Origin of the sequence: Octadecabacter sp. B2R22 (assembly GCF_018861045.1) — a bacterium.
In the GTDB taxonomy this organism is placed as follows: domain Bacteria; phylum Pseudomonadota; class Alphaproteobacteria; order Rhodobacterales; family Rhodobacteraceae; genus Octadecabacter.
This window is the reverse complement of record NZ_JAHKQJ010000007.1, coordinates 726490-751982: the sequence shown is the minus strand read 5'-3', so window position 1 is coordinate 751982 and position 25493 is coordinate 726490. Positions and strand designations below refer to the sequence as shown.

Below are 25493 nucleotides of genomic sequence, written 5' to 3'. Positions count from 1 at the left end.
GCGACCTAGCCTAGGCTACCATGAGAGCTTGGATATGAGAGGCGCAGCCTGACAGCGCGGCATAGTCGTCCTCGACAACATGAACCGAAAAATTGGTCATGAACCCCGCAAACCGCCCTTTATCGTGGAATGCGTCGCCAAATCCGAACTCTGCCATATAGGGTGCCATGGCGCGCGCGACGCCCCCGACAAGGTAGACCCCGCCAAACGGTAGCTGAATAAGGGCTAAGTTGCCACAGACCGTGCCCAGAAACCGGATGAACAACGCCACGGCGTCGCGGGCACGTGGGTCATTGCCCTTCGCACACGCCGCCATAATATCCTGCGCGCGGGCCTCATGCGGATCATCGGCATCATGCCCCAAGAAACTGTAGACACGTTCAAGCCCGCGACCTGACACGACGTCCTCTACGGCTGGAAACCCGTGCGCTTTGGATACGTACTGTGCCAGACGCAGGTCTTGTTCTGTGCGGATTGGCAGGTTGGCATGACCTGCCTCGGAGGGGGGCACAAACCGGCCCATGTCTGTGTCAAAAACCGGCGTGGCGTTAAAGCCGGTCCCCACGCCAACCACCAGTCGGGCCGCATGAGAGTTGAGCGTTTCGTCCGTGCGATCAATGATCGGTCGTAATGCACTGCTGTCCAGATCTGCGAGCGCGTGCCCTTGTGCTTGTAGATCGTTCAGGATTGCGACGGTTTCTGCGCGTGTCGCGCGGGCAAGGGTGTCGCGGTCAATCGTCCAATCCAGATTTGTCATAGTGGCAACGCCGTTATGGACAGGGCCAGCGACAGCCACACAAGCGGCGGCAGGATCAACGTCGCCGGCATCCGCAAGGTACTGACGCAGGACCGTTTCCAACCCGTCAAAATCAGCGTTTGAATACCGACGCACAGTGTCTTGCAACACGCGTGGGCCATCCGCCAACGCGCACCGAGTGTTAGTTCCGCCGATGTCAGCCACGAGGGATAGGGTGTTTGCGGGATATTTCATTACTTTTCCAATGCGGCCTTGAGCGCGTGATAGGAGGCTTTCGGCGTGCGCTTCAAGGTGTCAAAATCAACATGCACGAGGCCGAAGCGCTTCTCGTAGCCCAAGGCCCATTCATAGTTGTCCAGAAGCGACCACACAAAGAACCCGTCAACAGGGACACCATCTGCAATGGCGCGGCGAACGGCCTCGAAGTGCTGGTTTAGGAATGAGATCCGTTCAGGATCATCGACCGCTCCATTTTTGATGACGTCAGGATTTGCCATCCCGTTTTCTGTAATGAAGAGAGGCAGATCGCCCGTGTATTCCTCTTTGGTCCGCTTGAGGAAATTGTACATCCCGTCAGGAAAAATTTCCCAACCCATCTGAGTCTTGGGCAGAGGGCCATCCTCGATCACGTCATGGGACGGCCATGCAGCGTCGTTTGAACGCACAATGCGGCGCGTGTAGTAATTGATGCCACACCAATCGAGGGGCGCTTGGATGGTCGGAAAGTCATCTTGCCAGCCCTGCGGCATATGGGGCTCGAAGGTTTTCATGATGGAATCTGGATATTTGCCCTGAAAGACACCACCGAGAAAGAACCGGTTGTAATAACCATCAGAAATTTCATTTGCCGTGGCGTCGGCCTCGGAGGCCGTTTCCGGAATTGTCCATTCGAGGTTAAACACGCCGCCCAGATTGGACATGCCTAACCCGCGCATGGTTTGGATCGCGGTGCCGTGGGCCAGCAAGATATGATGCATGGCGCGAGCGGTGGCGCGGATGTCACGCAGGCCAGGCGCATGGGCTCCGAGGAAATGCGACAACCAGCCGACACACCATGGTTCATTGATGGGCGCGACAGAGTGCATCCGGTCACCGATCCGTTCCATGATGCACTGCGTGAAATCACCGAACCATTTTGCGATGTCCGGATTTTGCCAGCCACCTTTGTCGGCCAGTGCCGAAGGCAGTTCCCAATGATAGAGCGTCGCGCAGGGTTTGATCCCGCGTTCCAACATGCCGTCTGTCAGGCGGTCATAAAAGTCCAATCCTTCGGGGTTGGGCGTGACGCCATCGGGCATCACGCGGGCCCAGCTCGTGGAAAAGCGGTAGGCGTCAAAGCCGGCATTGGCAATGATATCGAGATCTTCTTCATAGCGATGGTAGTGATCGCAAGCGATACCTCCATGTTCGGCGCGCACAACGTTTCCGGGCGTGGCCGCAAATGTGTCCCAATGGGTTTGCCCCGCGCCGCCAAAGCTGTGCCCTTCGATCTGGTAGGCAGATGTGGCCGTGCCAAAAAGAAAGGTTTCGGGGAAATCCGAGCGTTTGAAATTCATGATCGATCTTTCGATTGGGGAAGGCGTTAGGTCGCGGGGGCAGGGCCCGTGGACTGACCAACGGTGAGTTCAGCTTCTAATAGAATGTGGTCGGGTGGACGTGATGGATCGCTAATCTTTGCCAAAAGCAAATTGGACAATTGGCGACCAGCATCGCGCACAGAAGATCGGGTGGCTGTAAAGATTGGCACATCTATGCCGTTGGCCAGATAGGACAGGGTGTCATCATAGGTCACAACTGAAACATCGCGCCCCATTTTTAAGCCGCGGTCTTCGATCGCGCGACGCGTACCAAGAGCTGTAATAATGGATGACACGAGGATGGCGGTTGGAGGTGCTTCACTGTCGAGCATTTCACCCGCGGCGGTGTAGCCATTGCTTTCGGTCATTTCATAGGAGCGCATAATGAATGAGTCGATGGAGAGGCCACGCGCTTTCAGTCCGTCCTCATAACCCAGTCTGCGGCGATGCGCGAAGTCCATATCTTCTAGGCCATTGATAAGACCAATTCGGCGATGCCCTAGGTCGATCAAGAACTCTGTGGCCCGTGTAAAGGCGCGTCGGTTGTTCACGTCCAGCCAGCTATAGTCGGTTTCAACACCCGATGCCCGACCGTGGACAACAAAGGGCAGGCCGATCTCTTGAAGGAGAGGTATGCGCTCGTCGTTTATCCTTGGACCGTGAAGAATGACACCATCCACGGTACCTCGTGTTTTGAAGGCACGATAGACCTTTTCTTCGTTACCATCTTCGACGATTGACAGGACCATTTCAAAATTGTTGGCGGCGTAAACTTCACCCGCACCCGCGATAAAGTCGCCGAAGATCGGATTAACAACCTCGTGGCGGTTCGCGATTGGAATGACGTGTCCAATCGCATGAGACCGACCAGTGGCTAACCCTTTTGCGCGGGTATTCGGGCTGTAGTTATGCTGCTTGGCAAAAAGCTGAACTTTTTCTCGGGTTGCTTCGCTCACCTCTGGGTAGCCGTTCAGCGCACGGCTGACGGTTGTTTGGGACAATCCCAGCTTTTCAGAGAGTTCTTTGAGGTTCATATGTTCTTTCAAACCGCTTTGGACGCGAAGGTGCTAGTATTCTTGAAGGCATACTCTGATGAAATCAACCGTTTTTAACTTATATTTATTATGCAGTTGCAGCATTTTACGTTGATTGACTCTCTCGATTCTTTGAAGCATGTTCAGGATATCCAAAGCGCTTTGGGAGCGAGGCGCAGGGTAGGAACCTTTTAAAACAACGGGTGAAACCACCCGTCTAGGGAGAATCAACAATGACAAGATCTTTATATGCGGGCGCAGCAATTGCAGCTCTGACAGTTGGAATGGCACAGGCCGACGGTCACGCAGCAGATATTTCCGGTGAAACAATTACTATCGCTGGGCCATTCCTGAGCCCGGAAGCTGACAACCTCGAAGCCGTGCTGGACATTTTCGAGGAAGCTACAGGCGCGACGGTCACATACGTCGGATCCGACAGCTTTGAGAGCCAGGTCGTGATCGACATCGAAGGCGGGTCCGCGCCAAATCTTGCGGTTTTCCCACAGCCAGGCTTGGCGTCCGATCTTGCGGCGCAAGGGCATTTGACGCCACTTCGCGACGGTACCGCCGATTGGATCGTAGAGAACTACGCTGCGGGTCAGTCTTGGGTTGATCTGGGCACATATGCCGACGCAAGCGGTGCCGACAACCTTTACGGTTTCTTCTTTCGTGTGAACGTCAAATCCTTGGTTTGGTATTCTCCTGAGAACTTTGAAGATGCTGGATACGAAATCCCTGAGTCCATGGAAGAGCTGATTGCGCTGTCCGACCAGATCGTTGCCGATGGCGGCACACCCTGGTGTATTGGTCTGGGGTCTGGTGCGGCGACAGGTTGGCCTGCAACGGACTGGGTCGAAGACATGATGCTGCGCACGCAGGAACCAGCTGTTTATGATGACTGGGTTAGCAATGCGATGCCGTTCAACGATCCTAAAGTGATCGAAGCTATTGATGCCTTCGGCATGTTCGCACGTAACGACGACTATGTAGCGGGTGGCGCTGGTGCGGTTGCAACAACTGACTTCCGCGACAGTCCAAAGGGTTTGTTTGACAGCCCGCCACAGTGCTACATGCACCGTCAGGCGTCCTTCATTCCGGCATTCTTCCCTGAAGGGACAGAAGTTGGCGAAGACGCTGATTTCTTCTACTTCCCAGCCTTTGCTGAACAAGACCTTGGAAAACCGGTATTGGGGTCCGGTACATTGTTCGCGATCACGGAAGAATCCGAAGGTGCGCACCAGTTGATCGAATTCCTTCGTTCAACTGAGGCACATGAGATGTGGATGTCTAAGGGTGGTTTCCTTACGCCACACTTGTCCGCTGATCTGTCCGTCTTTGGATCTGATTCCGAACGTGGTCTGAACGAAGTTCTGCTTAACGCTACGACGTTCCGCTTTGACGGATCTGACCTTATGCCGGGTGGTGTAGGTGCAGGTACGTTCTGGACTGGTATGGTTGATTATGTTGGTGGCGCAGATGCCGCAGACGTAGCGACATCCATTCAGGAAAGCTGGGACGCTTTGCAGTAAGCATTGGATTGTTTGACAACGGGTGGCGCAAGAGATTGCGCCACCCTTTATTGACAGCAGACTATCTTTAAGGCTCGGGGGAGGAGAACGACATGCATCCAGCGCTCTTAGGCGTAATCACGATTGTGATCGGTGTATCAGGGTGTGTTGGCTATTTTTACGGTGCCAACCTGTTGCTCGACAAAGTGATATTCCCCGCCAGAGGCCCGAACATGGGCCGCAATATTAACCGCCGTGAAATGATCCGCCCTTGGATTTTCCTGTTTCCTGCAATGTTGGGGCTGGGGCTGTATCTGGCTTATCCGGTCTTTGCGACGCTGCGGCTTAGTTTTTTGGAACGTGGGGCAGGTGATGTCTACACCTTCGTTGGGTTCAAAAACTACGTTCAGATGTTTGCCGAAGATAAGTTTATGGAAGCCTTGCGCAACAATATCCTCTGGCTCGTTGTGGTGCCTGCTGCGTCAACGGCGTTCGGCCTGTTGACCGCGCAATTGACCGACCGTTTGCGCTGGGGAAACTTTGCCAAGTCGGTTGTCTTTATGCCCATGGCGATTTCATTCGTTGGTGCGGCTGTTATTTTCAAACTGATCTATGAAGCCCGTCCCGAAGATGTGGCGCAGATCGGTGTGCTGAACCATCTTTATCTGACGTTCGGCGGCGATGCGCCCCAGCAATGGTTAACGATCCCGTTTTGGAATAACTTTTTCCTGATGGCGGTGTTGATCTGGATCCAAACGGGGTTTGCCATGGTGATCCTTTCGGCGGCCCTGCGTGGTATTCCGGAAGAAACCATCGAAGCCGCAGTCATTGATGGTGCGAACCCGTTCCAGATTTTCTTTAGGATCAAAGTGCCTCAAATCATGAGCACAATCGTAGTTGTTTGGACCACAATCACCATCGCCACGCTCAAGGTGTTCGACATCGTGTTCGCCATGACCAACGGGCAATGGGAAACGCAGGTTTTGGCCAATTACATGTACACAAAGATGTTCGTGGCCCGCGATTGGGGCATGGGATCCGCGTCGGCGATGATCATCATGTTGCTGGTGATGCCGATCCTTGTGTGGAACGTCTACAATGCCCGTAAGGAGATGCGCTGATGGCCCTCGACCCTAAGGGAGAAGAATAATGGATTCATTAGCTGGCAAAAAGCCTGCAGTCGTTTGGGCGCTGAATATTTCGGTGTTGGCACTGGTGCTGTTGTGGTTGTTCCCGACGATGGGGCTGTTTGTATCTTCGTTCCGAACGAGTGAGCAAATCACCTCATCGGGCTGGTGGGCCTCTCTGTTTCCGGCAGAGCAAACCTTGCAACTGCGCGCCCTTGATCCTGATGATTTCCGGATCGAGACCTCAGCAGGGGTGTTTGTCGTAGAAGGCAACATCAATGAACGAGACGCCGATCCCCTCGAAATTACGACTTGGGGCACGTCTTCGCGCGATCCTGCTGCTTTTGTGGCCGGAGAGACGTCAGACCTTGGCGATGGTGAAACAATGACCCTTAGCCCAGACGGAACCTACATCTGGCAGGGCAATGACGATCAGATGTCTGGCCGCGGACAACGCCTCTTTGTTGTGGCGACGGTCCCGCCGGAGTTCACTACGGATAACTACAAGAACATCCTTTTTAGCCCGACCAATTCTGAAAACATGGCCAAGGCGTTTTTTAACACACTCACGGTTGTTATCCCTTCGACTATCATCCCGATCCTGATTGCGGCCTTTGCGGCCTATGCTTTGGCTTGGATGGATTTCCCTGGTCGAGCGCTTTTGGTTGCTGCGGTTGTAGGCCTGTTAGTCGTGCCGCTTCAGTTGGCTTTGATCCCACTTCTTCAGCTTCACAATGCGATTGGGATCGGGAAAGGGTATCTGGGGGTATGGATGGCGCACACCGGATTTGGTTTGCCCTTGGCGATTTATCTGCTGCGAAATTACATGGTCGGCTTGCCGCGCGACATCATCGAGAACGCACGTGTGGATGGCGCGACCGAGTTCCAGATTTTCACGAAAATCATTCTGCCGCTCAGCTTTCCCGCCCTCGCGTCCTTTGCGATTTTCCAGTTCTTGTGGACTTGGAATGACCTCCTCGTGGCGTTGGTGTTCCTGATCGACAGTTCAGGCAATACAACTGTGATGACAAAACAAATCGTAGAATTGCTGGGCACCCGAGGCGGCGACTGGGAGGTTTTGGCCACCAGTGCGTTTATCTCGATCGCGGTGCCACTGGCTGTTTTCTTTATGATGCAAAGATACCTCGTGCGAGGCCTGCTGGCTGGCTCGGTTAAATAGAAAGACAACGAAGATGACGAAGATGGCGCAGGTTATGGCCGGACATTTGGACAAAGACGCTGATTGGTGGCGCGGTGCGGTGATCTATCAGATCTATCCGCGCAGCTATCAAGACAGCAATGGGGACGGCATTGGCGACCTTGCAGGGATCGTGCAGCGCTTGCCCTATATCGCCAGCCTCGGTGTTGATGCGATCTGGATTTCACCGTTCTTTACGTCGCCGATGAAGGATTTCGGTTATGACGTATCCGACTACTGTGACGTCGACCCGATGTTTGGCAAGTTGTCCGATTTCGACGCCGTGGTCGCCAAAGCCCATGACCTTGGTGTCAAAGTGATGATCGATCTGGTGTTGTCACACACGTCAGATCAGCACCCGTGGTTCCAAGAAAGTAAGGCCGACCGCACCAACGATAAGGCCAACTGGTATGTCTGGGCCGATCCCAAAGAAGATGGGACACCCCCCAACAATTGGCTTTCAATCTTCGGGGGGTCTGGATGGCAATGGCATGCTGGACGTGAACAGTATTACTACCACTGTTTCCTGACCTCACAGCCTGATCTCAACTTTTGGGAACCCGCCGTTCAAGATGCATTGTTGGACGTGGCGCGGTTCTGGCTAAAGCGCGGCGTGGATGGGTTCCGTTTGGATACGATCAACTTTTACACCCACGACAAAGAATTGCGCGACAATCCAGCACTGCCTAAGGACAAACGTAATTCCACGATTGCGCCCAGTGTGAACCCATACAATCACCAAGAGCACCTTTATTCAAAAAACCGCCCCGAAAACCTCGACTTCTTGCGCAAGCTTCGTGCGGTGATGGTTCCATATAATGCCGCCGCCGTCGGTGAGGTTGGGGATGCGCAGCGCGGCCTTGAGATCATGGGCGAATACACTGCGGGCAATGACCTGATGCAAATGTGTTATGCGTTCGAGTTTCTTTCCGGCGAGCAACCATCAGCGCAGACCGTGGCAGATGTAATGGCACGCGTTGACAGCGAGGCTGCGGATGGTTGGGCCTGTTGGGCCTATTCAAACCATGACGTTGTTCGCCACGCGACCCGTTGGGCATTGTCACCAGATGCGCAGCGTTTGTTCACAACTATGATGATGTGCCTGCGCGGGTCCGCCTGTATTTATCAGGGCGAAGAACTGGGACTGGGTGAGGCAGAGGTCGCATACTCAGATCTACAAGACCCTTATGGCATCGAATTCTGGCCAGAATTCAAAGGCCGTGATGGTTGCCGCACGCCCATGGTTTGGGAACCCAGCAACCAGAATGGCGGCTTCAGCACGGCGCAACGCCCTTGGTTGCCGGTAAGTCCTGATCACATCGCCAATAGCGTAGCCGCGCAGGAGGATGATCCAAATGCGATCATCCACCATTACCGCCGCGCTATCGCATTGCGCCACGCACACCCGGCGTTGACCAAAGGCGATCATGATGGCGTGAAAGCGATAGGTGACATTGTCTATTTTACTCGTAGCCTCAATGGGGAGAAGGTGTTCTGCGCCTTTAACGTTGGGGATGCTCCCGCTGATTTGGCGCTGCCCAAAGGCGCGTGGGAGTCGATTGCACAAGACCTCAGCGGTGCGGATGCGCCGGTAGGCGATACACTTACTCTGGCGCCGTGGCAGGTCTTTATTGCCGCGTCCCCGTCGAATTAATGTACAGGAGATCCTAAGATGGCTGATCTGAAGCTGACAAACGTTGGTAAGACCTACGGCGGCGCTGTGAATGTCCTCAACGACATCAACCTAGATATCAAAAAGGGTGAATTGATCGTATTTGTCGGTCCATCTGGCTGCGGTAAGTCCACCTTGCTGCGGATGATTGCGGGCCTTGAAAAAATCACCGACGGGGAACTGCAAATCGACGGACAGGTCGTCAATGATGTGCCGCCAGCCCAGCGTGGTATCGCCATGGTGTTCCAGTCGTACGCGCTTTATCCGCATATGACCGTGCGCGACAACATGAGCTTTGCGATGAAGCTGGCCAAGAAACCAAAGGCCGAAATTGACGCTGCGATCGAGAACGCCGCGCGGATTTTGCAGTTGGATGACTATCTGGACCGCCTTCCAAAGGCGTTGTCAGGCGGGCAGCGCCAGCGTGTGGCGATTGGCCGGTCCATCGTACGTGACCCAAAGGTTTACCTGTTTGATGAACCTCTTTCGAACTTGGACGCAGCCCTAAGGGTCGCCACACGGATCGAGATTGCCCAGCTCAAAGAATCCATGCCTGACAGCACAATGATCTACGTAACCCACGATCAGGTCGAAGCGATGACATTGGCGACGCGGATTGTTGTGCTTGCCAATAAGGGGATCGCGCAGGTCGGCACGCCGCTAGAGCTGTATGAGCGGCCAGAGAATGAATTCGTTGCGCAGTTTATCGGTTCTCCAGCCATGAATCTGCTGGCGGGCGAGATCATTGAGACGGGAGCGGTGACGAAGGTGCGTCTGGACAGTGGTTTGATGGTGGCCTCTGCCGTGCCGACGCAGACCGCCGACAAGGGGCTAAAGGTCAATGTGGGTGTTCGGCCAGAGGATATGGTCGTCGCTGCAGGGGATGCCATTTATGAGGGCACTGTCAAGTTTACCGAAGCCTTGGGCGAAGTGACGTTGTTGTATTTCGAAACGCCAGTGGATGGTGAACCAATGTTGGCGAAACTGCCCGGCATTCATCAGGGTCTGCGCGGGAGCACCGTGCGGGTCTGTGCCGCGCCGGAAAAGGTCCAGATTTTCGCAGGCGGGCAATCTCTTTACTACCGCTAAGGCGCGGGGTAATCGGGGGTATGGTAAAAAAACCGACATCACGCGCAGGCAAAAACACATCAGGCCGCGGACAACGCGACCTGACCGTAAAGGTAAAGACCGCCCGCGGGCGTAAAATCGGCTCGACCATGTGGTTGCAACGGCAGTTGAACGACCCGTATGTGGTGCGCGCAAAGGCTGACGGATATCGTGGCAGAGCGGCCTATAAGATTTTGGAATTGAATGAAAAGTTCAACTTCCTGACCCCCGGTAAGCGGGTCGTTGATCTGGGTGCTGCGCCAGGTGGTTGGTGCCAAGTGGCTGTGCCGAAGATCAATGCGTTGGGTGAACGCAAGGGAAAGCCGATTGGCACGATCCTTGGCATTGACCTTCAAGAAATGGAACCAATCCCGGGTTGTGAACTCCATGTGCTTGATTTCATGGAAGACGACGCGGACGTAAAGGTTAAAGAATGGCTCGGTGGTAAAGCTGATATCGTCATGAGCGATATGGCGGCGTCTGCGTCGGGTCATAAACAAACCGACCACAACCGCATCATGGCTTTGTGCGAAACTGCCGCTTATTTCGCGTTTGATGTGCTGGATGAGGGCGGTACATTTGTCGCCAAGGTTCTTGCCGGTGGTGCAGAAGCCGAATTGCAGCGTATGTTGAAAGTGAACTTCAAGAAAGTTCAATACGTTAAGCCACCTTCTTCACGTTCCGACAGTTCTGAAAAATTTGTTGTGGCAACAGGGTTCCGTGGAACCCAAGAGGCCGACGACTAGGAGAAATACATGCCCCATATCCTCGCGATTGACCAAGGGACCACATCCAGCCGCGCAATTCTGTTTGATGGGGATATGGCGATCGCCCATGTGGCGCAGAAGGAATTCACGCAGATTTATCCGCAATCGGGTTGGGTCGAACACGACCCCGAAGAAATTTGGGAATCTGTTGTGTCAGTCTGTTCGGATGTCGTCGCCAAAGCGGATGACATCGCTGCGATTGGTATTACCAACCAGCGCGAAACCACAATCATCTGGGATCGCGAGACCGGAAAACCGATCCATAACGCGATTGTCTGGCAGGATCGTCGTACAGCTGATTTCTGCGAAGACCTAAAGGCCGATGGATTTGAGGCTGAAATCACTGCCCGCACAGGGCTCTTGGCAGACCCGTACTTTAGCGCAACCAAGGTAAGGTACATCTTGCAAACCGTTGAAGGAGCGCAGGAAAAAGCGGAGGCGGGCCAGTTGTTGTTCGGCACCGTCGACAGTTTTCTGATCTGGCGGATGACCCGCGGAAAACGCCATGTCACGGACGCCACAAACGCCGCGCGCACAATGCTGTACAACATCCGTGAAGGCGCGTGGGATGACGTGATTTGCAAGCGCTTGGGTATTCCGATGTCGATGCTGCCAGAGGTTCTGGATTGTGCGGCTGATTTCGGGACCACGGATATGTTTGGGCCAGACCTGCCGATCTTGGGCGTTGCGGGCGATCAGCAGGCGGCGACGATCGGGCAGGCGTGTTTTGAACCGGGGATGTTAAAATCCACCTATGGGACAGGATGTTTTGCACTGCTCAACACGGGCGATGAACTGGTTCAAAGCCAAAACCGGATGCTCGGCACGATTGCCTATCAACTCGATGGCAAAACCACTTACGCGCTTGAGGGGTCGATCTTTATCGCTGGCGCTGTGGTGCAATGGCTGCGCGATGGATTGGGGATAATTAAAGACGCGAAAGAAACTCAAACCTTGGCGGAGAGCGCTGATCCGTCGGTCGAGCTGTATCTTGTCCCTGCGTTCACGGGCCTTGGCGCGCCGTATTGGGATGCTGATGCCCGTGGTGCGGTGTTTGGGCTGACACGCAACGCTGGGCCTGCGGAATTCGCACGTGCTGCGCTGGAAAGCGTCGGCTTTCAGACACGCGATTTGCTGGACGCAATGAAGGCTGATTGGGATGGTGCGGCTGAGGGCACTCTCAGGGTCACGGCAATTGACACGACCCTTCGGGTCGATGGCGGAATGTCCGCGTCAAACTGGGCCATGCAATTTCTGGCCGATGTGATCGGCGCCAAGGTTGACCGACCGAAGGTGCTGGAAACAACAGCACTGGGCGCTGCATGGCTTGCTGGGATGCGGGCAGGGATCTACCCGACGCAAGACGACTTCGCCGCGACGTGGGCGTTGGATCGACAGTTTACACCACAGATGGATGAGGCGGACAAAGACCGCCGCTATGCAGGGTGGAAAGATGCGATAGGCCGCACAAAGTCGTAAGACTTAGGCGTCCAGCGTGCAGATCTCGATGCCTTGGGGCAGGGTGGCTAGCACGGTGCCGTGGTCAGTTGTACGAACATCGTAGCCGTAACCACGCAGGCGGAATTTCCATTCGCGATCAGACACACAGCTTTTGCGTTCATCCATAACGAATGTGCGGACTTCGGACACGATTGTTGCGGTGTTGTTAGTGAAGTGCATTGTTAATTCTCCAGATACAAAAAGTCGTTCTGGGGATGATTGTGCACAGTCTTGATGGCCGGAATTCAACGCCATTGCGGCCACCAAGTGTTCATTTGAGACGTTTCTAAGGCGTTACTCTTCGCGTCCACGCAACAGGGACTGGCCCGTGTAGACAAGGATTGCCATACCGACAGCACCGCCGGCGGCAACCATCAGCAACACGATCAGATCAATCGGGCCACCCATGTCGCGCAGTTGCGAATGGGTCATCGCCAACAGAAACCAAACCGCGAGAACTGCGCCAACTGGCATCGACAGCTGCGCCCAAAGGAACTTGTGCCAGCTGACAGCGCGGTCACGGATCAGCACAAAGAGGTAGGCCAGCGTCACAACGCCAGCGACGGCAACCATGGCCCAGAACAATCCGCGCCCGAAGATTTCCTCGAAGACCGCAAGCAGGGTAGAGAGTGTCATATCTTTCATTGCATCGCTCCTTTATGCGCGGCCGCGTAGCATGGCGTTATAGGTGGCTTTCAGGGCGACTTCTTTCATCAGCCATGAAAGCCAGAGTTCTTCCAGCGGGGCGATGATGCCCGGGAAGGACGGCGTAAGATCGTTGTTGTAGTCAAATTCGACCAACATAGCGCGACCGATCCGTGTGATCATCGGGCAGGATGTGTAGCCGTTGTAGGTTTCAGTCGGGTCCGTGCCTTGGATGGCGCTGACAATGCCGTCCTCAACCACGGGAACCTGCCATTTGACGGATGCGGCTGTTTTGCCTTTGGGCACGCCCGCAACATCGCCAAGCGCCCAGATCGTATCGTAACGAAGGTGCTGGAGGGTATACATGTCGCATTCAACCCAGCCTTGGTCTGTCCATTTGTCGGCCCATGAGAGGCCAGAATCGCGGATTACGTCAGGGGCACGCTGAGGCGGGATGACGTGGATATAGTCGTAATCCATGTCTACCGAGGAGCCGTCTTTGTCTTCGAACGTTGCCTTTTGCTGGCCTGGTTCGATGGATTTGAGAGTGTGCTGCATCGCGGAATTGATGCCACGGTCCCCAAACAACATGCGCACCTTTTCGGCGACGATTGGAACACCAAACAGCGACCCTTGTGGGGCCGCGTAAGTGATATCCATGTTGCCACGGTTGTCTGCACGGCGGGCAAGGTCGTCGATCAAGAAGGTGTGCTTGAGCGGCGCACCGGCGCACTTCATTTCCGTTTCGGGACGGGTAAACAGACCCACGCCGCCGTCTTCCGTGAATTTGCCCGCGGCTTCCCATGTTTTTGCGGCATACTGCGGGCCAGCGTAAAGCGCGCCGATCCCGTTGGTGCCGACCATATCGAGGTCAAACCCATCAATGGCATCGTGATCTAGAACCAAGCCCGGTGCGACCACAAGGTAGTCGTAGGACAGCGTTTCGCCGCCCTCAGTTGAGACTGTCTTGGCCTCTGGATCAATTGCAGCGGCTTTCTCGGGGATCAGGGTCACGCCAGATGGCAGCCAATCGGTCGTGAGGGTTGTAACATAGTCGGCAGGTTTCAAGCCTGCTGCGACGAGCGTTAAGCCGGGCTGATAAAGATGCTGGGGGCGTGGATCAATGAGGGTGATCTCTGCGCCGTCCAAGCGGTCTACCAATCGGTTGGCCAAAGCGGTCCCACCGGCACCAGCGCCGATGATGATGATTTTAGCGTTTGTTGCGACGGGGGCCGCGCTACTGGGCGTGACGGACGCGATGGCGGCGCCACCTGCGGCAACGCCCAGAAATGCGCGGCGACTGATATCAAGATTGTTGTTGGTCATGTTGGCCTCTCTTATTCGAGGCCGATGGTTAACTCATATTCAGAAAGTTATATTTGATATATATCAAATACTCCTCGATTGATCGTGCCACCTCAAATAGGCCCGCCGAGTTGGTGTGACCTGGGACCAGATCAGAGCCCATGATCTTTGGTGATCTGACACTCGAAAGCGAGGCTCGTCAGTGCTCGATGGCTCGAAATGCGAAAGGGGAGGTATTGAGACAGCCCTATATGGTCTTGGCGGCAGTCTGACGCCAAGACCATATGGGACAATGTCCGTGAGTGACTTGATTGCTTAAACCGGCGCTTTCTCACGATGGAGCGGCCCGATTGGCAAAAACTCTGTCAGGCGGGATTTGGGGTAAAATGCCTCGGCGTAGGCGGGGCGACTGCTGAGCCGCTTGAACCAATCTGCAACCTGCGGCGATTTCGCCTCCCACATGTCCTCAAAGCCAAGATCATCCAGACGATCCATAAACGGTGCTGCGATGATATCCGCCAACCCAAAGTCGCGGCCAGACAGCCAAGGCTGATGAGCCAAGTCGCGTTCCATCCGCGCGATTGAAGTGGCAAGTTGCTCCATGGCGTTGTCTACTTCTGTGTCGTCGAACCCTTTGCGTCCCATCTTTTCATAGAAATGTTTGCGCAGGGGGCGGACGTCGGCTTGTTCGTTTTGAAACGTTTCATCGTCCAACCCGTCATAACGGGGAAGGAACGCCATATTAAAGGACGGCACTCGGATCGCTGACACCGGGACCTCGTCAATGTAGCAGATCCACGCCCGCACTTGCGCGCGTTCAACCGGGTCTTTGGGCATTAACGGATTGTCTGGAAACACCTCATCAATATATTCGCAGATCACGCCGGAATCCAAAATCGGACGGCCATCATGCACCAACGTCGGCACCACCCCGTTCGGGTTCATGGCCAAATATTCTGGCGCAAGCTGTTCCTTGGTCGCGAGGTTTACGAGTTTACTTTCGTACTCCAGCCCTTTCTCAGCGAGGCAAAGGCGGACCTTCTGACTGCATGTAGAATGGTTGGCGTGATAAAGTGTCAGCATAGTAACCTCGATTTTTTGGCGTTCTAGTAAAATATATCGATATTTTAGAGCAATGCAATCACCGCGGCTTAACCAAGCACTAGACTGCGTAATCCGTTGAAGATCGGTAAGATCGCCGTGACCCCAAGCACACCGAGAACCACATGTGAAAACGTGTCCGACTGCATCCTCGCGCCAATGAGACCCCCAAGATAAAGCCCCCCAAAGGCGAACGGCAGGATCACAATGCTGATCCAAAGGGCTTCCTCGTGGAACAACCCAAGTGAGAAAAGCACGGGGGCCTGCATCAAAGAAAACAAGGTAAACATAGACCCCGTCGAGAATACAAATTCAGGGCGCGGTAGGTTTAAGGAGTGCATATAAGGCGGCCCCACCAGCCCTGACAGTCCAGTTGAGCCGTGAACGACACCCGCCAAGAAACCGTACGCAGGTGCAAGGTCCGGGCGCGCGCGGCGTTTTGCTCCAGCGCGTCTTAGGCGGCTAACAAGGTATGCCAGCACCATAACCCCCAAGGCGATTTCAATGTAGGCATTGTTTATGCGAGACAGCAGCACCGCGCCAAAACACAGTCCGAACGCACCTAAGATAAGAAACTTTGGCAAGATCGGCACGCCGCGGTGCTGCCGAAAGGACCACAGTTGTGCAATGTTGGTTAAGACCGTGGGCAAGATCGCCACAGAGAGGGCGATCGGCAGTGAATGGGTCACGGTCATCACTGGAATAGCTAAGATAGGCAGTCCGAACCCCATCGCGCCTTTCAGAATGCCGCCAATAAAATAGGCCGCGATTGCAATCAGTAGGACCATGGGGTCACCTAGAAAATCCATCCTGAAGTCAGCCTTGCTTTTGTTGGGTGTCGAGGGTGTCCCGCCCATTCTTCTGCGCACAGGTTAATCGATATTCTTCGCGCTTAGCAAAAAAAATCGATAAAAAGTTGCGGAGCGCTATTTTGGTGTTAGGCTGCCCATCAATTGACGACGGACTGGGGACGGCATCCTCGTCATGATTGATACATAACGGGAGGAAAACATGAATAAATTTGTGAAAGTCGCTGCGGCGATGGTTTTGGCAACGGGCGCGATGCTCGGGCCTCAAATGGCCACTGCGCAAGATGAAATGCGAATCGGGACAGCCAGTTTGGGTGGGGCGTATTATCCGATGGGCCAAGCGCTCAGCAATTCGATCAATGAATTTGCGGACGGATATACAATGGTGCCAATCGTGACGGGTGGCGGTGCTGAAAACCCGCGTTTGATCGCGTCAGGTGAAGTTGAAATCGCGATCGCTCCTGCCAGCCTTTCGTACTTCGCTCACAACGGCAAAGGCCCATATCCGGAAGCGCTGGACATTCGAGCGATCGGCACGCTCCATTCCAGCATCCTGCACATGGTAACGCTGCCTGGTTCGGGCATTGAATCCATCGAAGATCTGCGCGGCAAACGGGTCGCCGTTGGTCCCGCTGGTGGCGGCACACTTAATATCCTGCGCGACCTTCTGGGACTCCACGACATGACGCTGGATGATATTACGCCCAGCTTTGTGTCCTATTCGGACGGCTTTTCCCAGCTGACTGACGGGGCTGTAGATGCATCATTTGCGTTGGCTGGTTTCCCGACGGGTGCTGTTGTACAAGCGCAGGCGATGAACGAGCTGTCCTTTATCGAATTAAGCGATGAGAAAATGGCCGAATTGTTGGACACGTTCCCATACTATTCCCAAACGGACGTGCCGACCGATGTTTATGGCACAGACGCGCCGATCAATGTCATCGCATCTGCCAACCTGCTAATTGCACCGGCTGCTATGACTGATGAATTGGCATTCACGATTGCAGAGGCGATTTACGAGAACATGGATGCCCTGATTGCTGAGACAGCACTGGCCGCTAAAATTGTTCCGGAAAACTCCTTGAGTCTTCCGATCCCGCTTCACCCCGGTGCAGCTGCGTACTTTGAAGCTCGTAACTAATTACGCATGATTGATTGTAAGGCCGTCGACGGGGAACACCGTCGGCGGCCTTTTTCGTTGGGTGTCTTGGATAGTCCGGCTCCAAAGAGCGGCAAACGCAGCGGATCTTTTGGGTAGATTTTCGGCGAAGCACCAAAATGTGCCTTGGGTCGACTGGCGGAGAGACAGGGATTCGAACCCTGGGAACCGTTAGGCTCAACGGTTTTCGAGACCGCCACGTTCGACCACTCCGCCACCTCTCCGCGTCAGATGATCGTCTTTGATCGCGGCGGTGTTAGTCCCATGTGCGCAGCCGTGCAAGGGAAATTCCTGACAATCCCGTGCGTTGGGCCACATGCCCCTTGGAAAGGGGCGCGGGCGACCTTATTGCTATAGAACCCAAGAAAGGTTCTTTGATGCTCAATCGTTTCGCTACACTCGCCACTGTCATGACATTCGCACTGCCGGTACTGCCCGCGATGGCGCAGGACCGTGACACGGATGTTTTGTTTGAGCTTCTGATGCTGCCCGAAATCATCGACATCATGCGCGAAGAAGGGATGAGCTATGGGGGAACCATCGGCGCGGATTTGTTTGCGGGGGAACCGTCCAGCGATTGGGACACCACAGTCGAAAAAATTTACGACCAAGACGTCATGCTGGGCATGGTGCGCGAAGATTTCGAAGTTTCGCTGTCGGATGTCGATCTTGGCCCGATCATTGATTTCTTTGGATCAGATCAGGGGCAGATGATTGTCGGTTTGGAAGTCAGCGCGCGACGCGCCTTGCTTGATGAAGCGGTGGAACAAGCCAGCGAAGACGCGGCAGCCATTGCATCCGCAGACAATGATCCACGCTTTGCCTTGGTTGGCGAATTTATCGACGCCAACAGCCTGATTGAGACCAATGTAGCGGGCGCGCTGAATTCGAACCTCGCGTTCTATAACGGGTTGCTCGATGGACGCGCCTTTGACGGTGCCTTGAGCGAGGAACAGATCCTGTCCGATGTCTGGAGCCAAGAGCCCGACATCCGCGACAGCACGACACAATGGCTCTATTCGTTCTTGTTTATGGCTTATCAGCCGTTGGATGACGCAGATTTGCAGGCTTATATCGCATTTTCGGAAACAGAGGCCGGGGCGCAGGTGAACCGAGCAATGTTTGATAGTTTCGATCGTTTGTTCACGGGGATCAGCCGGTCCTTGGGGCGGGCGGCCGCGAATGAGATGACCAGCCAAGAGCTTTAGGTCGGGCGACCAAATTGTTTGTTTTTGACGATCGGTGATGCTGCCCGCGCAATCGCGAGTGTTAGAATGATTGCTAGAACGGCTGTCGCCGCGAGGAAAGCAAACTCTGAGTTCGGCAGTACTTTCGCTTTCCAAACGAGCATCACAGGGAAGCCGTGCAAGACATAAATGGGCATGGTGTTTTGCCCCAAAAACATCAGCCACTGTGAGCGTTGTGGAAGAACGGCAAGGAACGCAACAGATGCGATCAAGCCCGTCGCTATGGCGCCAGCACGATACAGTATCTCCGGAGAGCTATTGAGGATTTCACTGTATGGTTTGACTGCCCAGAGCCAACGGATGGTCACATGGTCCGAAATGACGAAGGCACCACAGATGAGAGCGACGAACACAACGCAAAGCGCCGGCCGATAGTTTGTCACCACTTGGAATATCTGGTCTTTGTAAAGGTGGCCGAGCAAGAATGCCGGAAAGAATACGACGGTTCTTGAAAGGCTCCATGCCGCGGAGATGCTATCGATATACCCTGCGGCTAAGGCAACGATGAGACTTAGCGGGATCCGGTAGGGCACCCGTACGGCAAAAGGTAAGATCAGTTTCCACGTGATTAGGCTAAAGAGAAACCAGATAAGCCATGCTGGCGTCTGTAAGTTAGTTACACGGTTCGGTGAAACAATTCCAAGAGCATAAAAGTATGCGAGTTGAAATGCGATCAATGGAATAACGAATTTCTTGACGATTATCATAAGGTCATGCGCGTTAAGCTTTGCTGCTGAAAACATACCAGCCAGCATGACAAATGCGGGCATGTGAAAGGTATAGATCGCAAAATAGAGCCTACCGTTAGTGCCATTTGTCTCAAGGAGATGCCCCCAAACGACCAAAAGTATGAGAGCCCCGCGCGCAACGTCGGAGAGATCATGTCTTTGTGTCAATGAGTTCACCTTGTTGGGTATTGAGGAATGGCTAGATGGTCGATCAACACTGCGTTGCGGAGCGGGTACAGTCAAATTCTATCGTTTGTTCACGGGGATCAGCCGGTCCTTGGGGCGGGCGGCCGCGAATGAGATGACCAGCCAAGAGTTGTGATCTTGCACCTGACTGATCTGTCGAAGTATCAACATAATTGGCGGGTAGAACGCGAACTCGGAACACTTGGGGTCTGCGAGACCCTGATCATTTGTATTAAGGAGCCGAGAGTTTGGCAGAGTTTACATCCCCGTTTGGAGAGCAAATTGACATCACGGGTAAGACCGTTGAACTTTGGGACACTTCGGTGGCGGCCCTTGGGGATGGTCGAACGGCTGTCAGTTGGACCGAAGACGGAAACGAAGCCGTCTGGCTGCGCCTTTATGACAGTGACGCAAATCCGGAAGGCGCCGCGATACGCGTGACCGCTGCGAACGAAGAAGGCAACCGGCCCTCGGTCGCGGTTCTGGAAAACGGGACGTTCATTGTCACGTATACGTCTTTGCTGGGTGGAACATCAGCCATCTATTCACGGGTATATTCGTCTGATGGAACCTCTCTAGGAAGCGGCACACAGCTCTTTACTGATCCGGATGGTTTGGCTGTAAGCCCTGAGACGACAGGGCTTATGAACAGTTCATCTGTGACGGTGTTCTTTGCGTACGATGAAGACCGTTTTGGTGTGTTCGCCCAGCTTGCTGATGCGGACGGCGTTGCCATTGGCACGCCTTGGCGCGTCAATCAAACAACCGAGGGCTTTCAATCCTCCGGCGCGCCCGTCGCGTTGGACGATGGTGGTTTCGTTGTCACGTGGCGTTCAAGAGAAATCGATGGAAGCTTTTACGCGGTTATGTTTCGCACCTACGATGCCGACGGCACAGCGCGCAGCAATGAAGTCCGTGTGAACCAATATTCCTACGGATCCCAAACCAGTCCGGATGTGACTGTGTTGTCAGATGGTCGGTTTGTTGTGACGTGGGAAAGCCAGTCTTTACTGAGTTCAACACAAGATGGGTCTGGCGACGGGGTTTATGCGCGGATTTATTCGGCTGACGGTGTTCCTGAGGGCGGCGAGTTTCGGGTAAATAGTACGACGCTATATGATCAAAACAGCGCAACAATTGCGGCGACGCCCGATGGTGGATTTGTCATTGCTTGGATGAACCTTCCGACGAGTGCGTCTGACGTGACCGAAATCAAATTTCAACGATTTGATGTGAATGGCGACACGGTCGGAGACGAGACCACACTTGGCGAAAGTCCTGAAGGGGTGCATTTGGCGCCCGATATCTCAATTGGCGACGATGGTATTGCGCGGATCGTTTGGAACTTCACCGTCCAGAACAGTTTGATCAGTAATGTCTTCTTTCAAACCGTGAACCTTAACGGGTTTGCGACCGCAGGCGATGACACCATCGTCGGGACGGATGCTGATGAGTATCTTGGCGGGCAAGGGGGCCACGACGTTCTTGATGGCGGGGCAGGCGATGACATCGTGTTGGGTGACGGCTTTGAGGTTCGCTATGCGCCAGATGAGGCCAACCAGATTTTCCGTCTGTATCAGGCGACGCTGAACCGTGCGCCCGATGCAGGTGGCCATGAAAGATGGACGTCGGACCTTTTGACGGGGACCGCAACCTTGGCAGATGTCCGCGAGGGGTTTGTCGGATCTCAAGAGTTCCAGAACAAATACGCGGGCCTGGATGACGCAGGTTTTGTCAAAGAGCTGTATATCAACGTGCTGGATCGTGACTTTGATCAAGGCGAAGTGTCTCAGCAGGAAATCGACAACTGGACGAACCGGATTAATGGCAATTTTACCCGTGCGGACGTGGTCAATGGCTTTTCCGAAAGCCAGCAGTTGATCAACAATACAAACCAAGCGGCGAACAAACTGGCAAACACCAGTGATAAGGCTGTGTGGTTTGATGAAGTTTACCGCTTGTATCAAGCGACATTGGATCGTGCGCCTGACGCGACCGGTTTTGAAAACTGGTCTGTGCGTCTTGCCGAAGGGCGTGCGCTGACGGACGTCATTACGGGCTTCACCAATTCGGACGAATTCGGCAACGTCTACGGACCGCTTGACGATGCCGAAGATTTTGTAAAGCTGCTGTACAACAACGTCCTGGGGCGTGACTTTGGTTCAGGTGACGTGACACAGTCAGAAGTGGACGGCTGGACGTCGCGACTGAGCGACACGTTCACGCGTGCAAACATCGTGCAAGGTTTCTCGCAAAGCCAAGAATTCATCAACAATACGGCAGCTGATGTAAAAGCATATGTTCGCGCGCAAGGCGTTGATGACGAAGTGAATGGCGGATCGGGGACAAATGTGCTGGCGGGCGGTGCCCTGGCGGATACGTTTGTCTTTGATCAAGACGATGCGGGTACGAACACAGTGCTTGATCTGGAAACTTGGGATTACCTGTCCTTTGAAGGGTTCGGCTATAGCACTGCGACGGACCTGCGGGCGCATCTGAACCAGATGGGCAATGACGTTGTGTTTAGCCATCAAGGCACGGAAGTAACGTTAGAGAAGACGCAGCTTACCGAGATCACGGATGATATGCTCCTTGTTTAAAGGATGCCTGTGATGTTGGCCGCTTAGTTCGACACGACCATGATCGCGACGACCAATGCATCTAAGTTGTTGGAATAGAGTGCCAAGTCCGATTGCATTTGAAGCGTGTGCGGTGCCCGTGTGGATACGGGCACGTTGGCGATATCGAATGCTTGCGAAAGGGTTGTCCCACCGCCAGCCTGCAGATCGGCAATAAGGGCAGGGTGGTTGGTTTTGACAAAGACTTCGACCTGACCACGCCGCTGTCCATAGGCGGCATTGGACGCAGCATTGCCGAGCGCATGGATCGGCAACAGCAGCGGATTACCGATGTGATTGGCCTCAGTGCTGCAAGCACTTAGAAGGATCAGGAAAATATAGGCGATCTTACGCATGTCTGCTCCGTCATTTTGGTTGACTTGATAGGCAGCCTTCGCGATAAGCCGCCATCCGAGCAAGGTATTTGTTCGGGTTAAGCGAAAACTCGCCCCAAGATGGGCGCGCTGTTTACGGGTTGCGAAAGCAATGAACGCCTTAGAAACATGATGTTTTCTTGGGGACCCCAGAGACGCGATTGAAAAGGAAAACGATATGTTTGCGGTTCTCAAAACCGGTGGCAAACAGTACCGAGTCGAATCTGGCGATGTACTGCGTGTCGAAAAAGTTGCTGCTGAAGCTGGCGACACAGTTCAATTCAACGAAGTTCTGATGGTTGGAAACACAGTGGGTGCACCACTTGTTGAAGACGCAGGCGTGCAAGCCGAAGTGATCGACCAGATCAAAGGCGACAAGACAATTAACTTCGTTAAGCGTCGTCGTAAGCACTCCTCCAAGCGTACCAAAGGCCACCGTCAGCAACTGACACTGGTTCGCATCACTGACATCCTTGAAAAAGGTGCGGGCAAATCTGGTGTTAAAGCTGCTCTGAATGGGTCCGGCTTTATGTCCGCATCCATGATCGAACGCGCTGCTAACCCTGGCATGCCATCTTCTGACAAAGCTGCCGCTGCTGCTGAACGTGCATCCGCACCGAAGAAAGCTGCAAAAGCTGCTGCGCCAAAGAAAGCTGCTGCTCCTAAGAAGGAAGCAAAGCCAGCTGCCGAAAAGAAAGCCGCACCAAAGAAAGCCGCGAAAGCAGCTGAAGGCGCTGATGATCTGACTAAGATCAGCGGTGTTGGTCCGGTTATCGTCGGCAAACTGCACGATCTCGGCGTCACAACATTCGCCCAAATCGCAGCATGGACCCCAGAGGACATCGCTGATATGGACGACAAACTGAATTTCAAAGGTCGCATTGACCGCGACGAGTGGCTCAAGCAAGCCGCTGAATTCGCGAAAGCGTAAGGAGAGACCTAATGGCACATAAAAAAGCAGGCGGTTCATCCCGTAACGGTCGCGACTCAGCTGGTCGCCGCCTTGGCATCAAGAAGTACGGCGGCGAAGCTGTCATCCCAGGTAACATCATTGCACGCCAGCGTGGCAACAAGTGGTGGCCGGGTGAGGGCGTTGGTGAAGGCAAAGATCACACGATCTTCGCAGTCACTGAAGGCGCTGTATCCTTCCGCAAAGGCTTCAAAGGCCGCACCTTTATTTCGGTTCTCCCGGTGGCGGAGGCCGCTGAGTAACCGAACCTTAGGTTTTTAAGAATTTGAAGGGGTCGGTGCAAACCGGCCCCTTTTTCTGTTTCAGACCACAATCAATTCTGGGTTGAGTGTTTTACATTCAACCATTTGCGCAATCTACGTTCTCGAAAGGAGGGCCATGTCATGATCGATCAACATAATCGGCCCGCCCTTACAGACGGGGTCGTTGCCGTACGTGCGCCAATTTCATCGGATATCGAAGACCGGTTCGCTTTGGGACGCTCGTCCGAAATATTGCGGATGTTTGTGGAAGCCGCTGATCCAAATGAACCCTACACCCGCGAAATGGCGGAAAAATGGGTCGCGCAGAACAATGATGGCCCAAATCGTTGGTGCATTACCTATCAAGGATCGTTGGCTGGTTGGATTTGGCTACATTCCGCGAACGATAAAGATAGAAATTGCACGTTGGCGATTGGCCTGCTTGACGAAGACATGCTCGGTAAGGGGATTGGCACACGTGCTATGCGATTGGTTCTGTCTTACGCGTTTGACACGCTGAACATGCACCGAGTTGCCTTGCGCGCAATTGATTATAACGTGCGCGCTGTAGCGGCGTATAAAAAGCTGGGTTTCGTTGAAGAAGGTCGTCTGCGAGAGAACGCATGGTTTGCGGATCAGTGGCACGACGACATCATGATGGGTCTTTTGGCGTCGGAGTATCAAAGATGAGCGTAGCAGTTCTGCCATTCCTTGCCTTTGGTGCATCACAGGTCGGCACGCCCGGACCTGCAAACATGGTTTTGCTGGCCACGGGCGCGCGGTTCGGGCTGCGCCGTGCGCTGCCGTTCGTGGCGGGTGTCGCGCTTGGTAAACAGCTGATTATCTGGCCGTTGGGGCTGGGTCTAATGGCAATTCAGGACGACTATCCACTTGTTTTTGAGATACTTAAATGGATTTCCGTCGCCTACATCTTGTATTTAGCCTACCGCGTTGCAGGCCTACGCCTGAAGGTCGGCGAAGCCGAAGGCACACCACCCGGATTTCTGTCTGGGCTGATTGTGCATCCGCTGAACCCAAAGGCATGGGCCATGATCACAACGGGGTTCACAACCTTCGTGAGCGCCGGAACACCGCCCTTGCAAGCTACAGCGACCATCGCCATCTGTTTATTGGGACTGCAAATCGTATTGCACCCTATGTGGACCTACGCGGGACAAAGGGTGGCAACTGCTTTGGCGGGTAAACCGGCAGAGAAATATCTAATGTGGACGCTCGCGGTTTTGACCGTGATGTCCGTGATCTATGCACTATTTGCAGGAGGCACATCATGAGTAGTCAAGCTGAACTGGCTCAGAACCAAGACCAGGCTGTGATCGAGGCGGAACGCTTTGTTTTGCGCCCGCTGACTTTGTCGGACGGTGGTCTTTTGGAACGGTATCTGGGGGATGAACGCGTCGCCAAAATGACCCGTGCGATCCCGCATCCTTTGCCGCCCAATTACATCGCGAACATGCTGGATCGGGCACAAAACCCAACCCGTACGGAAGATATCTGGGCGATCGACGGGACTATCAATGGCCACGCTGAGGTAATGGGTGTGATCAAACTCTTGACGCTCGACCGTGACCAAAGCGAAATTCGGTATTGGGTGGCGCCTGCGTTCTGGAATGGTGGGATCGCGACGACTGCTGTCGAGGCTATCTTGGCAGCCAACCCGCAAGGGTCCAAAGACGTCTATGCCGAAGTGTTTCAGGATAACCCGACATCGGCCCGTGTGCTGAGCAATGCTGGGTTCTCATACCTCGGTGATGCAGAGACGTTCTGCGTTTCGCGCAACGCCGTAATCCCCACATGGACATATGTCCGTAAGATGACTGCCGCTTAAGGGCGGCAAACGGTTG

At 54.2% G+C, this 25493-nt stretch carries 25 protein-coding genes and 1 tRNA gene; 15 read left to right on the top strand and 11 right to left on the bottom strand.

Annotated elements, in window-relative coordinates; translation table 11 throughout:
- Positions 1 to 10 precede the first annotated feature (10 nt).
- The 3 genes from KO486_RS09165 to KO486_RS09155 are packed head-to-tail and all read right to left on the bottom strand — an operon-like array spanning position 11 to position 3368.
- Positions 11 to 991, bottom strand: coding sequence for an ROK family protein (locus KO486_RS09165; protein ID WP_216036927.1), 981 nt, complete (start codon positions 989 to 991; stop codon positions 11 to 13).
- Positions 991 to 2313 (bottom strand): GH1 family beta-glucosidase, encoded by a 1323-nt coding sequence (locus KO486_RS09160; protein WP_216036926.1) that lies wholly within the window; start codon positions 2311 to 2313, stop codon positions 991 to 993. Before KO486_RS09160 ends, KO486_RS09165 begins: the two co-directional genes overlap by 1 nt.
- Before the next feature lie 26 nt (positions 2314 to 2339).
- The gene (locus tag KO486_RS09155) at positions 2340 to 3368 is read right to left on the bottom strand and encodes a substrate-binding domain-containing protein (RefSeq protein ID WP_216036925.1); all 1029 of its coding nucleotides are present in this window, start codon (positions 3366 to 3368) and stop codon (positions 2340 to 2342) included.
- A gap of 233 nt (positions 3369 to 3601) precedes the next feature.
- On the opposite strand from KO486_RS09155, the gene KO486_RS09150 reads away from it, so the two are divergent.
- The 7 genes from KO486_RS09150 (at position 3602) to glpK (ending at position 12226) form a co-directional block, all read left to right on the top strand.
- Positions 3602 to 4897 (top strand): ABC transporter substrate-binding protein, encoded by a 1296-nt coding sequence (locus KO486_RS09150; protein WP_216036924.1) that lies wholly within the window; start codon positions 3602 to 3604, stop codon positions 4895 to 4897.
- Positions 4898 to 4989: 92 nt separating this feature from the next.
- The gene (locus tag KO486_RS09145) at positions 4990 to 5997 is read left to right on the top strand and encodes a sugar ABC transporter permease (protein ID WP_216036923.1); all 1008 of its coding nucleotides are present in this window, start codon (positions 4990 to 4992) and stop codon (positions 5995 to 5997) included.
- A gap of 28 nt (positions 5998 to 6025) precedes the next feature.
- Positions 6026 to 7183, top strand: a complete 1158-nt coding sequence (locus KO486_RS09140; RefSeq protein ID WP_216036922.1) for a carbohydrate ABC transporter permease — start codon at positions 6026 to 6028, stop codon at positions 7181 to 7183.
- 13 nt (positions 7184 to 7196) lie between these two features.
- The gene (locus KO486_RS09135; RefSeq protein WP_252734631.1) at positions 7197 to 8855 is read left to right on the top strand and encodes an alpha-amylase family glycosyl hydrolase; all 1659 of its coding nucleotides are present in this window, start codon (positions 7197 to 7199) and stop codon (positions 8853 to 8855) included.
- 18 nt (positions 8856 to 8873) lie between these two features.
- The gene (ugpC, locus tag KO486_RS09130; protein ID WP_216036921.1) at positions 8874 to 9962 is read left to right on the top strand and encodes a sn-glycerol-3-phosphate ABC transporter ATP-binding protein UgpC; all 1089 of its coding nucleotides are present in this window, start codon (positions 8874 to 8876) and stop codon (positions 9960 to 9962) included.
- A 20-nt stretch (positions 9963 to 9982) separates the two neighbouring features.
- Entirely contained in the window at positions 9983 to 10726 is a 744-nt protein-coding gene (locus tag KO486_RS09125) for an RlmE family RNA methyltransferase (RefSeq protein ID WP_216036920.1), read from the top strand.
- Positions 10727 to 10735: 9 nt separating this feature from the next.
- Entirely contained in the window at positions 10736 to 12226 is a 1491-nt protein-coding gene (gene glpK / locus KO486_RS09120; protein ID WP_216036919.1) for a glycerol kinase GlpK, read from the top strand.
- Positions 12227 to 12229: 3 nt separating this feature from the next.
- Here glpK and KO486_RS09115 read toward each other — a convergent pair whose 3' ends face one another.
- From KO486_RS09115 to KO486_RS09095, 5 genes are all read right to left on the bottom strand, one after another.
- On the bottom strand, positions 12230 to 12427 hold the full coding sequence (locus KO486_RS09115; protein WP_216036918.1) for a hypothetical protein: 198 nt from the start codon (positions 12425 to 12427) through the stop codon (positions 12230 to 12232).
- Positions 12428 to 12541: 114 nt separating this feature from the next.
- The gene (locus KO486_RS09110; protein WP_216036917.1) at positions 12542 to 12892 is read right to left on the bottom strand and encodes a DUF5368 domain-containing protein; all 351 of its coding nucleotides are present in this window, start codon (positions 12890 to 12892) and stop codon (positions 12542 to 12544) included.
- Positions 12893 to 12904: 12 nt separating this feature from the next.
- The gene (locus KO486_RS09105) at positions 12905 to 14218 is read right to left on the bottom strand and encodes an FAD/NAD(P)-binding oxidoreductase (RefSeq protein WP_216036916.1); all 1314 of its coding nucleotides are present in this window, start codon (positions 14216 to 14218) and stop codon (positions 12905 to 12907) included.
- Between the two features lie 294 nt (positions 14219 to 14512).
- Entirely contained in the window at positions 14513 to 15280 is a 768-nt protein-coding gene (locus tag KO486_RS09100) for a glutathione S-transferase family protein (RefSeq protein WP_216036915.1), read from the bottom strand.
- Between the two features lie 68 nt (positions 15281 to 15348).
- On the bottom strand, positions 15349 to 16086 hold the full coding sequence (locus KO486_RS09095; protein ID WP_216036914.1) for a sulfite exporter TauE/SafE family protein: 738 nt from the start codon (positions 16084 to 16086) through the stop codon (positions 15349 to 15351).
- 223 nt (positions 16087 to 16309) lie between these two features.
- Between KO486_RS09095 and KO486_RS09090 the strand changes: the two genes are divergently transcribed.
- The gene (locus KO486_RS09090) at positions 16310 to 17248 is read left to right on the top strand and encodes a TAXI family TRAP transporter solute-binding subunit (RefSeq protein ID WP_216036913.1); all 939 of its coding nucleotides are present in this window, start codon (positions 16310 to 16312) and stop codon (positions 17246 to 17248) included.
- Between the two features lie 154 nt (positions 17249 to 17402).
- On the opposite strand, the gene KO486_RS09085 is transcribed toward KO486_RS09090, so the two are convergent.
- Positions 17403 to 17490: transfer RNA gene (locus KO486_RS09085), tRNA-Ser, on the bottom strand.
- Positions 17491 to 17643: 153 nt separating this feature from the next.
- On the opposite strand from KO486_RS09085, the gene KO486_RS09080 reads away from it, so the two are divergent.
- Entirely contained in the window at positions 17644 to 18474 is an 831-nt protein-coding gene (locus KO486_RS09080) for a DUF2059 domain-containing protein (protein ID WP_216036912.1), read from the top strand.
- Here KO486_RS09080 and KO486_RS09075 read toward each other — a convergent pair.
- Positions 18471 to 19418: an acyltransferase family protein gene (locus KO486_RS09075; protein ID WP_303435032.1), complete on the bottom strand. Its 948-nt coding sequence runs from the start codon at positions 19416 to 19418 to the stop codon at positions 18471 to 18473. The two genes, KO486_RS09080 and KO486_RS09075, sit on opposite strands and share 4 nt — an antisense overlap.
- A 257-nt stretch (positions 19419 to 19675) precedes the next feature.
- On the opposite strand from KO486_RS09075, the gene KO486_RS09070 reads away from it, so the two are divergent.
- Positions 19676 to 22027: a DUF4214 domain-containing protein gene (locus KO486_RS09070; protein ID WP_216036910.1), complete on the top strand. Its 2352-nt coding sequence runs from the start codon at positions 19676 to 19678 to the stop codon at positions 22025 to 22027.
- Positions 22028 to 22050: 23 nt separating this feature from the next.
- Here KO486_RS09070 and KO486_RS09065 read toward each other — a convergent pair whose 3' ends face one another.
- A complete protein-coding gene (locus KO486_RS09065) occupies positions 22051 to 22401 on the bottom strand; it encodes a hypothetical protein (protein WP_216036909.1) in 351 nt (116 codons plus the stop codon).
- 196 nt (positions 22402 to 22597) lie between these two features.
- On the opposite strand from KO486_RS09065, the gene rplU reads away from it, so the two are divergent.
- The 5 genes from rplU to KO486_RS09040 all read left to right on the top strand — a co-directional run bounded on the left by rplU (position 22598) and on the right by KO486_RS09040 (position 25477).
- Positions 22598 to 23350 (top strand): 50S ribosomal protein L21, encoded by a 753-nt coding sequence (gene rplU / locus KO486_RS09060; RefSeq protein WP_216036908.1) that lies wholly within the window; start codon positions 22598 to 22600, stop codon positions 23348 to 23350.
- Between the two features lie 11 nt (positions 23351 to 23361).
- Entirely contained in the window at positions 23362 to 23631 is a 270-nt protein-coding gene (gene rpmA / locus KO486_RS09055) for a 50S ribosomal protein L27 (protein ID WP_216036907.1), read from the top strand.
- Positions 23632 to 23772: 141 nt separating this feature from the next.
- The gene (locus tag KO486_RS09050; RefSeq protein ID WP_216036906.1) at positions 23773 to 24321 is read left to right on the top strand and encodes a GNAT family protein; all 549 of its coding nucleotides are present in this window, start codon (positions 23773 to 23775) and stop codon (positions 24319 to 24321) included.
- Positions 24318 to 24923 (top strand): LysE family translocator, encoded by a 606-nt coding sequence (locus KO486_RS09045; RefSeq protein ID WP_216036905.1) that lies wholly within the window; start codon positions 24318 to 24320, stop codon positions 24921 to 24923. Before KO486_RS09050 ends, KO486_RS09045 begins: the two co-directional genes overlap by 4 nt.
- Positions 24920 to 25477, top strand: a complete 558-nt coding sequence (locus KO486_RS09040; protein ID WP_216036904.1) for a GNAT family protein — start codon at positions 24920 to 24922, stop codon at positions 25475 to 25477. Before KO486_RS09045 ends, KO486_RS09040 begins: the two co-directional genes overlap by 4 nt.
- Positions 25478 to 25493: the final 16 nt, after the last annotated feature.

Coding starts and splice junctions, on each gene's coding strand:
- KO486_RS09050 (WP_216036906.1), top strand. CDS start 23,773: ATGATCGATCAACATAATCGGCCCGCCCTTACAGACGGGGTCGTTGCC.
- KO486_RS09150 (WP_216036924.1), top strand. CDS start 3,602: ATGACAAGATCTTTATATGCGGGCGCAGCAATTGCAGCTCTGACAGTT.
- KO486_RS09095 (WP_216036914.1), bottom strand. CDS start 16,086: ATGGTCCTACTGATTGCAATCGCGGCCTATTTTATTGGCGGCATTCTG.
- KO486_RS09155 (WP_216036925.1), bottom strand. CDS start 3,368: ATGAACCTCAAAGAACTCTCTGAAAAGCTGGGATTGTCCCAAACAACC.
- KO486_RS09140 (WP_216036922.1), top strand. CDS start 6,026: ATGGATTCATTAGCTGGCAAAAAGCCTGCAGTCGTTTGGGCGCTGAAT.
- KO486_RS09125 (WP_216036920.1), top strand. CDS start 9,983: ATGGTAAAAAAACCGACATCACGCGCAGGCAAAAACACATCAGGCCGC.
- KO486_RS09135 (WP_252734631.1), top strand. CDS start 7,197: ATGACGAAGATGGCGCAGGTTATGGCCGGACATTTGGACAAAGACGCT.
- KO486_RS09160 (WP_216036926.1), bottom strand. CDS start 2,313: ATGAATTTCAAACGCTCGGATTTCCCCGAAACCTTTCTTTTTGGCACG.
- ugpC (WP_216036921.1), top strand. CDS start 8,874: ATGGCTGATCTGAAGCTGACAAACGTTGGTAAGACCTACGGCGGCGCT.
- KO486_RS09100 (WP_216036915.1), bottom strand. CDS start 15,280: ATGCTGACACTTTATCACGCCAACCATTCTACATGCAGTCAGAAGGTC.
- KO486_RS09080 (WP_216036912.1), top strand. CDS start 17,644: ATGCTCAATCGTTTCGCTACACTCGCCACTGTCATGACATTCGCACTG.
- KO486_RS09145 (WP_216036923.1), top strand. CDS start 4,990: ATGCATCCAGCGCTCTTAGGCGTAATCACGATTGTGATCGGTGTATCA.
- KO486_RS09090 (WP_216036913.1), top strand. CDS start 16,310: ATGAATAAATTTGTGAAAGTCGCTGCGGCGATGGTTTTGGCAACGGGC.
- KO486_RS09110 (WP_216036917.1), bottom strand. CDS start 12,892: ATGAAAGATATGACACTCTCTACCCTGCTTGCGGTCTTCGAGGAAATC.
- KO486_RS09045 (WP_216036905.1), top strand. CDS start 24,318: ATGAGCGTAGCAGTTCTGCCATTCCTTGCCTTTGGTGCATCACAGGTC.
- rplU (WP_216036908.1), top strand. CDS start 22,598: ATGTTTGCGGTTCTCAAAACCGGTGGCAAACAGTACCGAGTCGAATCT.
- KO486_RS09065 (WP_216036909.1), bottom strand. CDS start 22,401: ATGCGTAAGATCGCCTATATTTTCCTGATCCTTCTAAGTGCTTGCAGC.
- KO486_RS09165 (WP_216036927.1), bottom strand. CDS start 991: ATGAAATATCCCGCAAACACCCTATCCCTCGTGGCTGACATCGGCGGA.
- KO486_RS09040 (WP_216036904.1), top strand. CDS start 24,920: ATGAGTAGTCAAGCTGAACTGGCTCAGAACCAAGACCAGGCTGTGATC.
- KO486_RS09105 (WP_216036916.1), bottom strand. CDS start 14,218: ATGACCAACAACAATCTTGATATCAGTCGCCGCGCATTTCTGGGCGTT.
- rpmA (WP_216036907.1), top strand. CDS start 23,362: ATGGCACATAAAAAAGCAGGCGGTTCATCCCGTAACGGTCGCGACTCA.
- glpK (WP_216036919.1), top strand. CDS start 10,736: ATGCCCCATATCCTCGCGATTGACCAAGGGACCACATCCAGCCGCGCA.
- KO486_RS09115 (WP_216036918.1), bottom strand. CDS start 12,427: ATGCACTTCACTAACAACACCGCAACAATCGTGTCCGAAGTCCGCACA.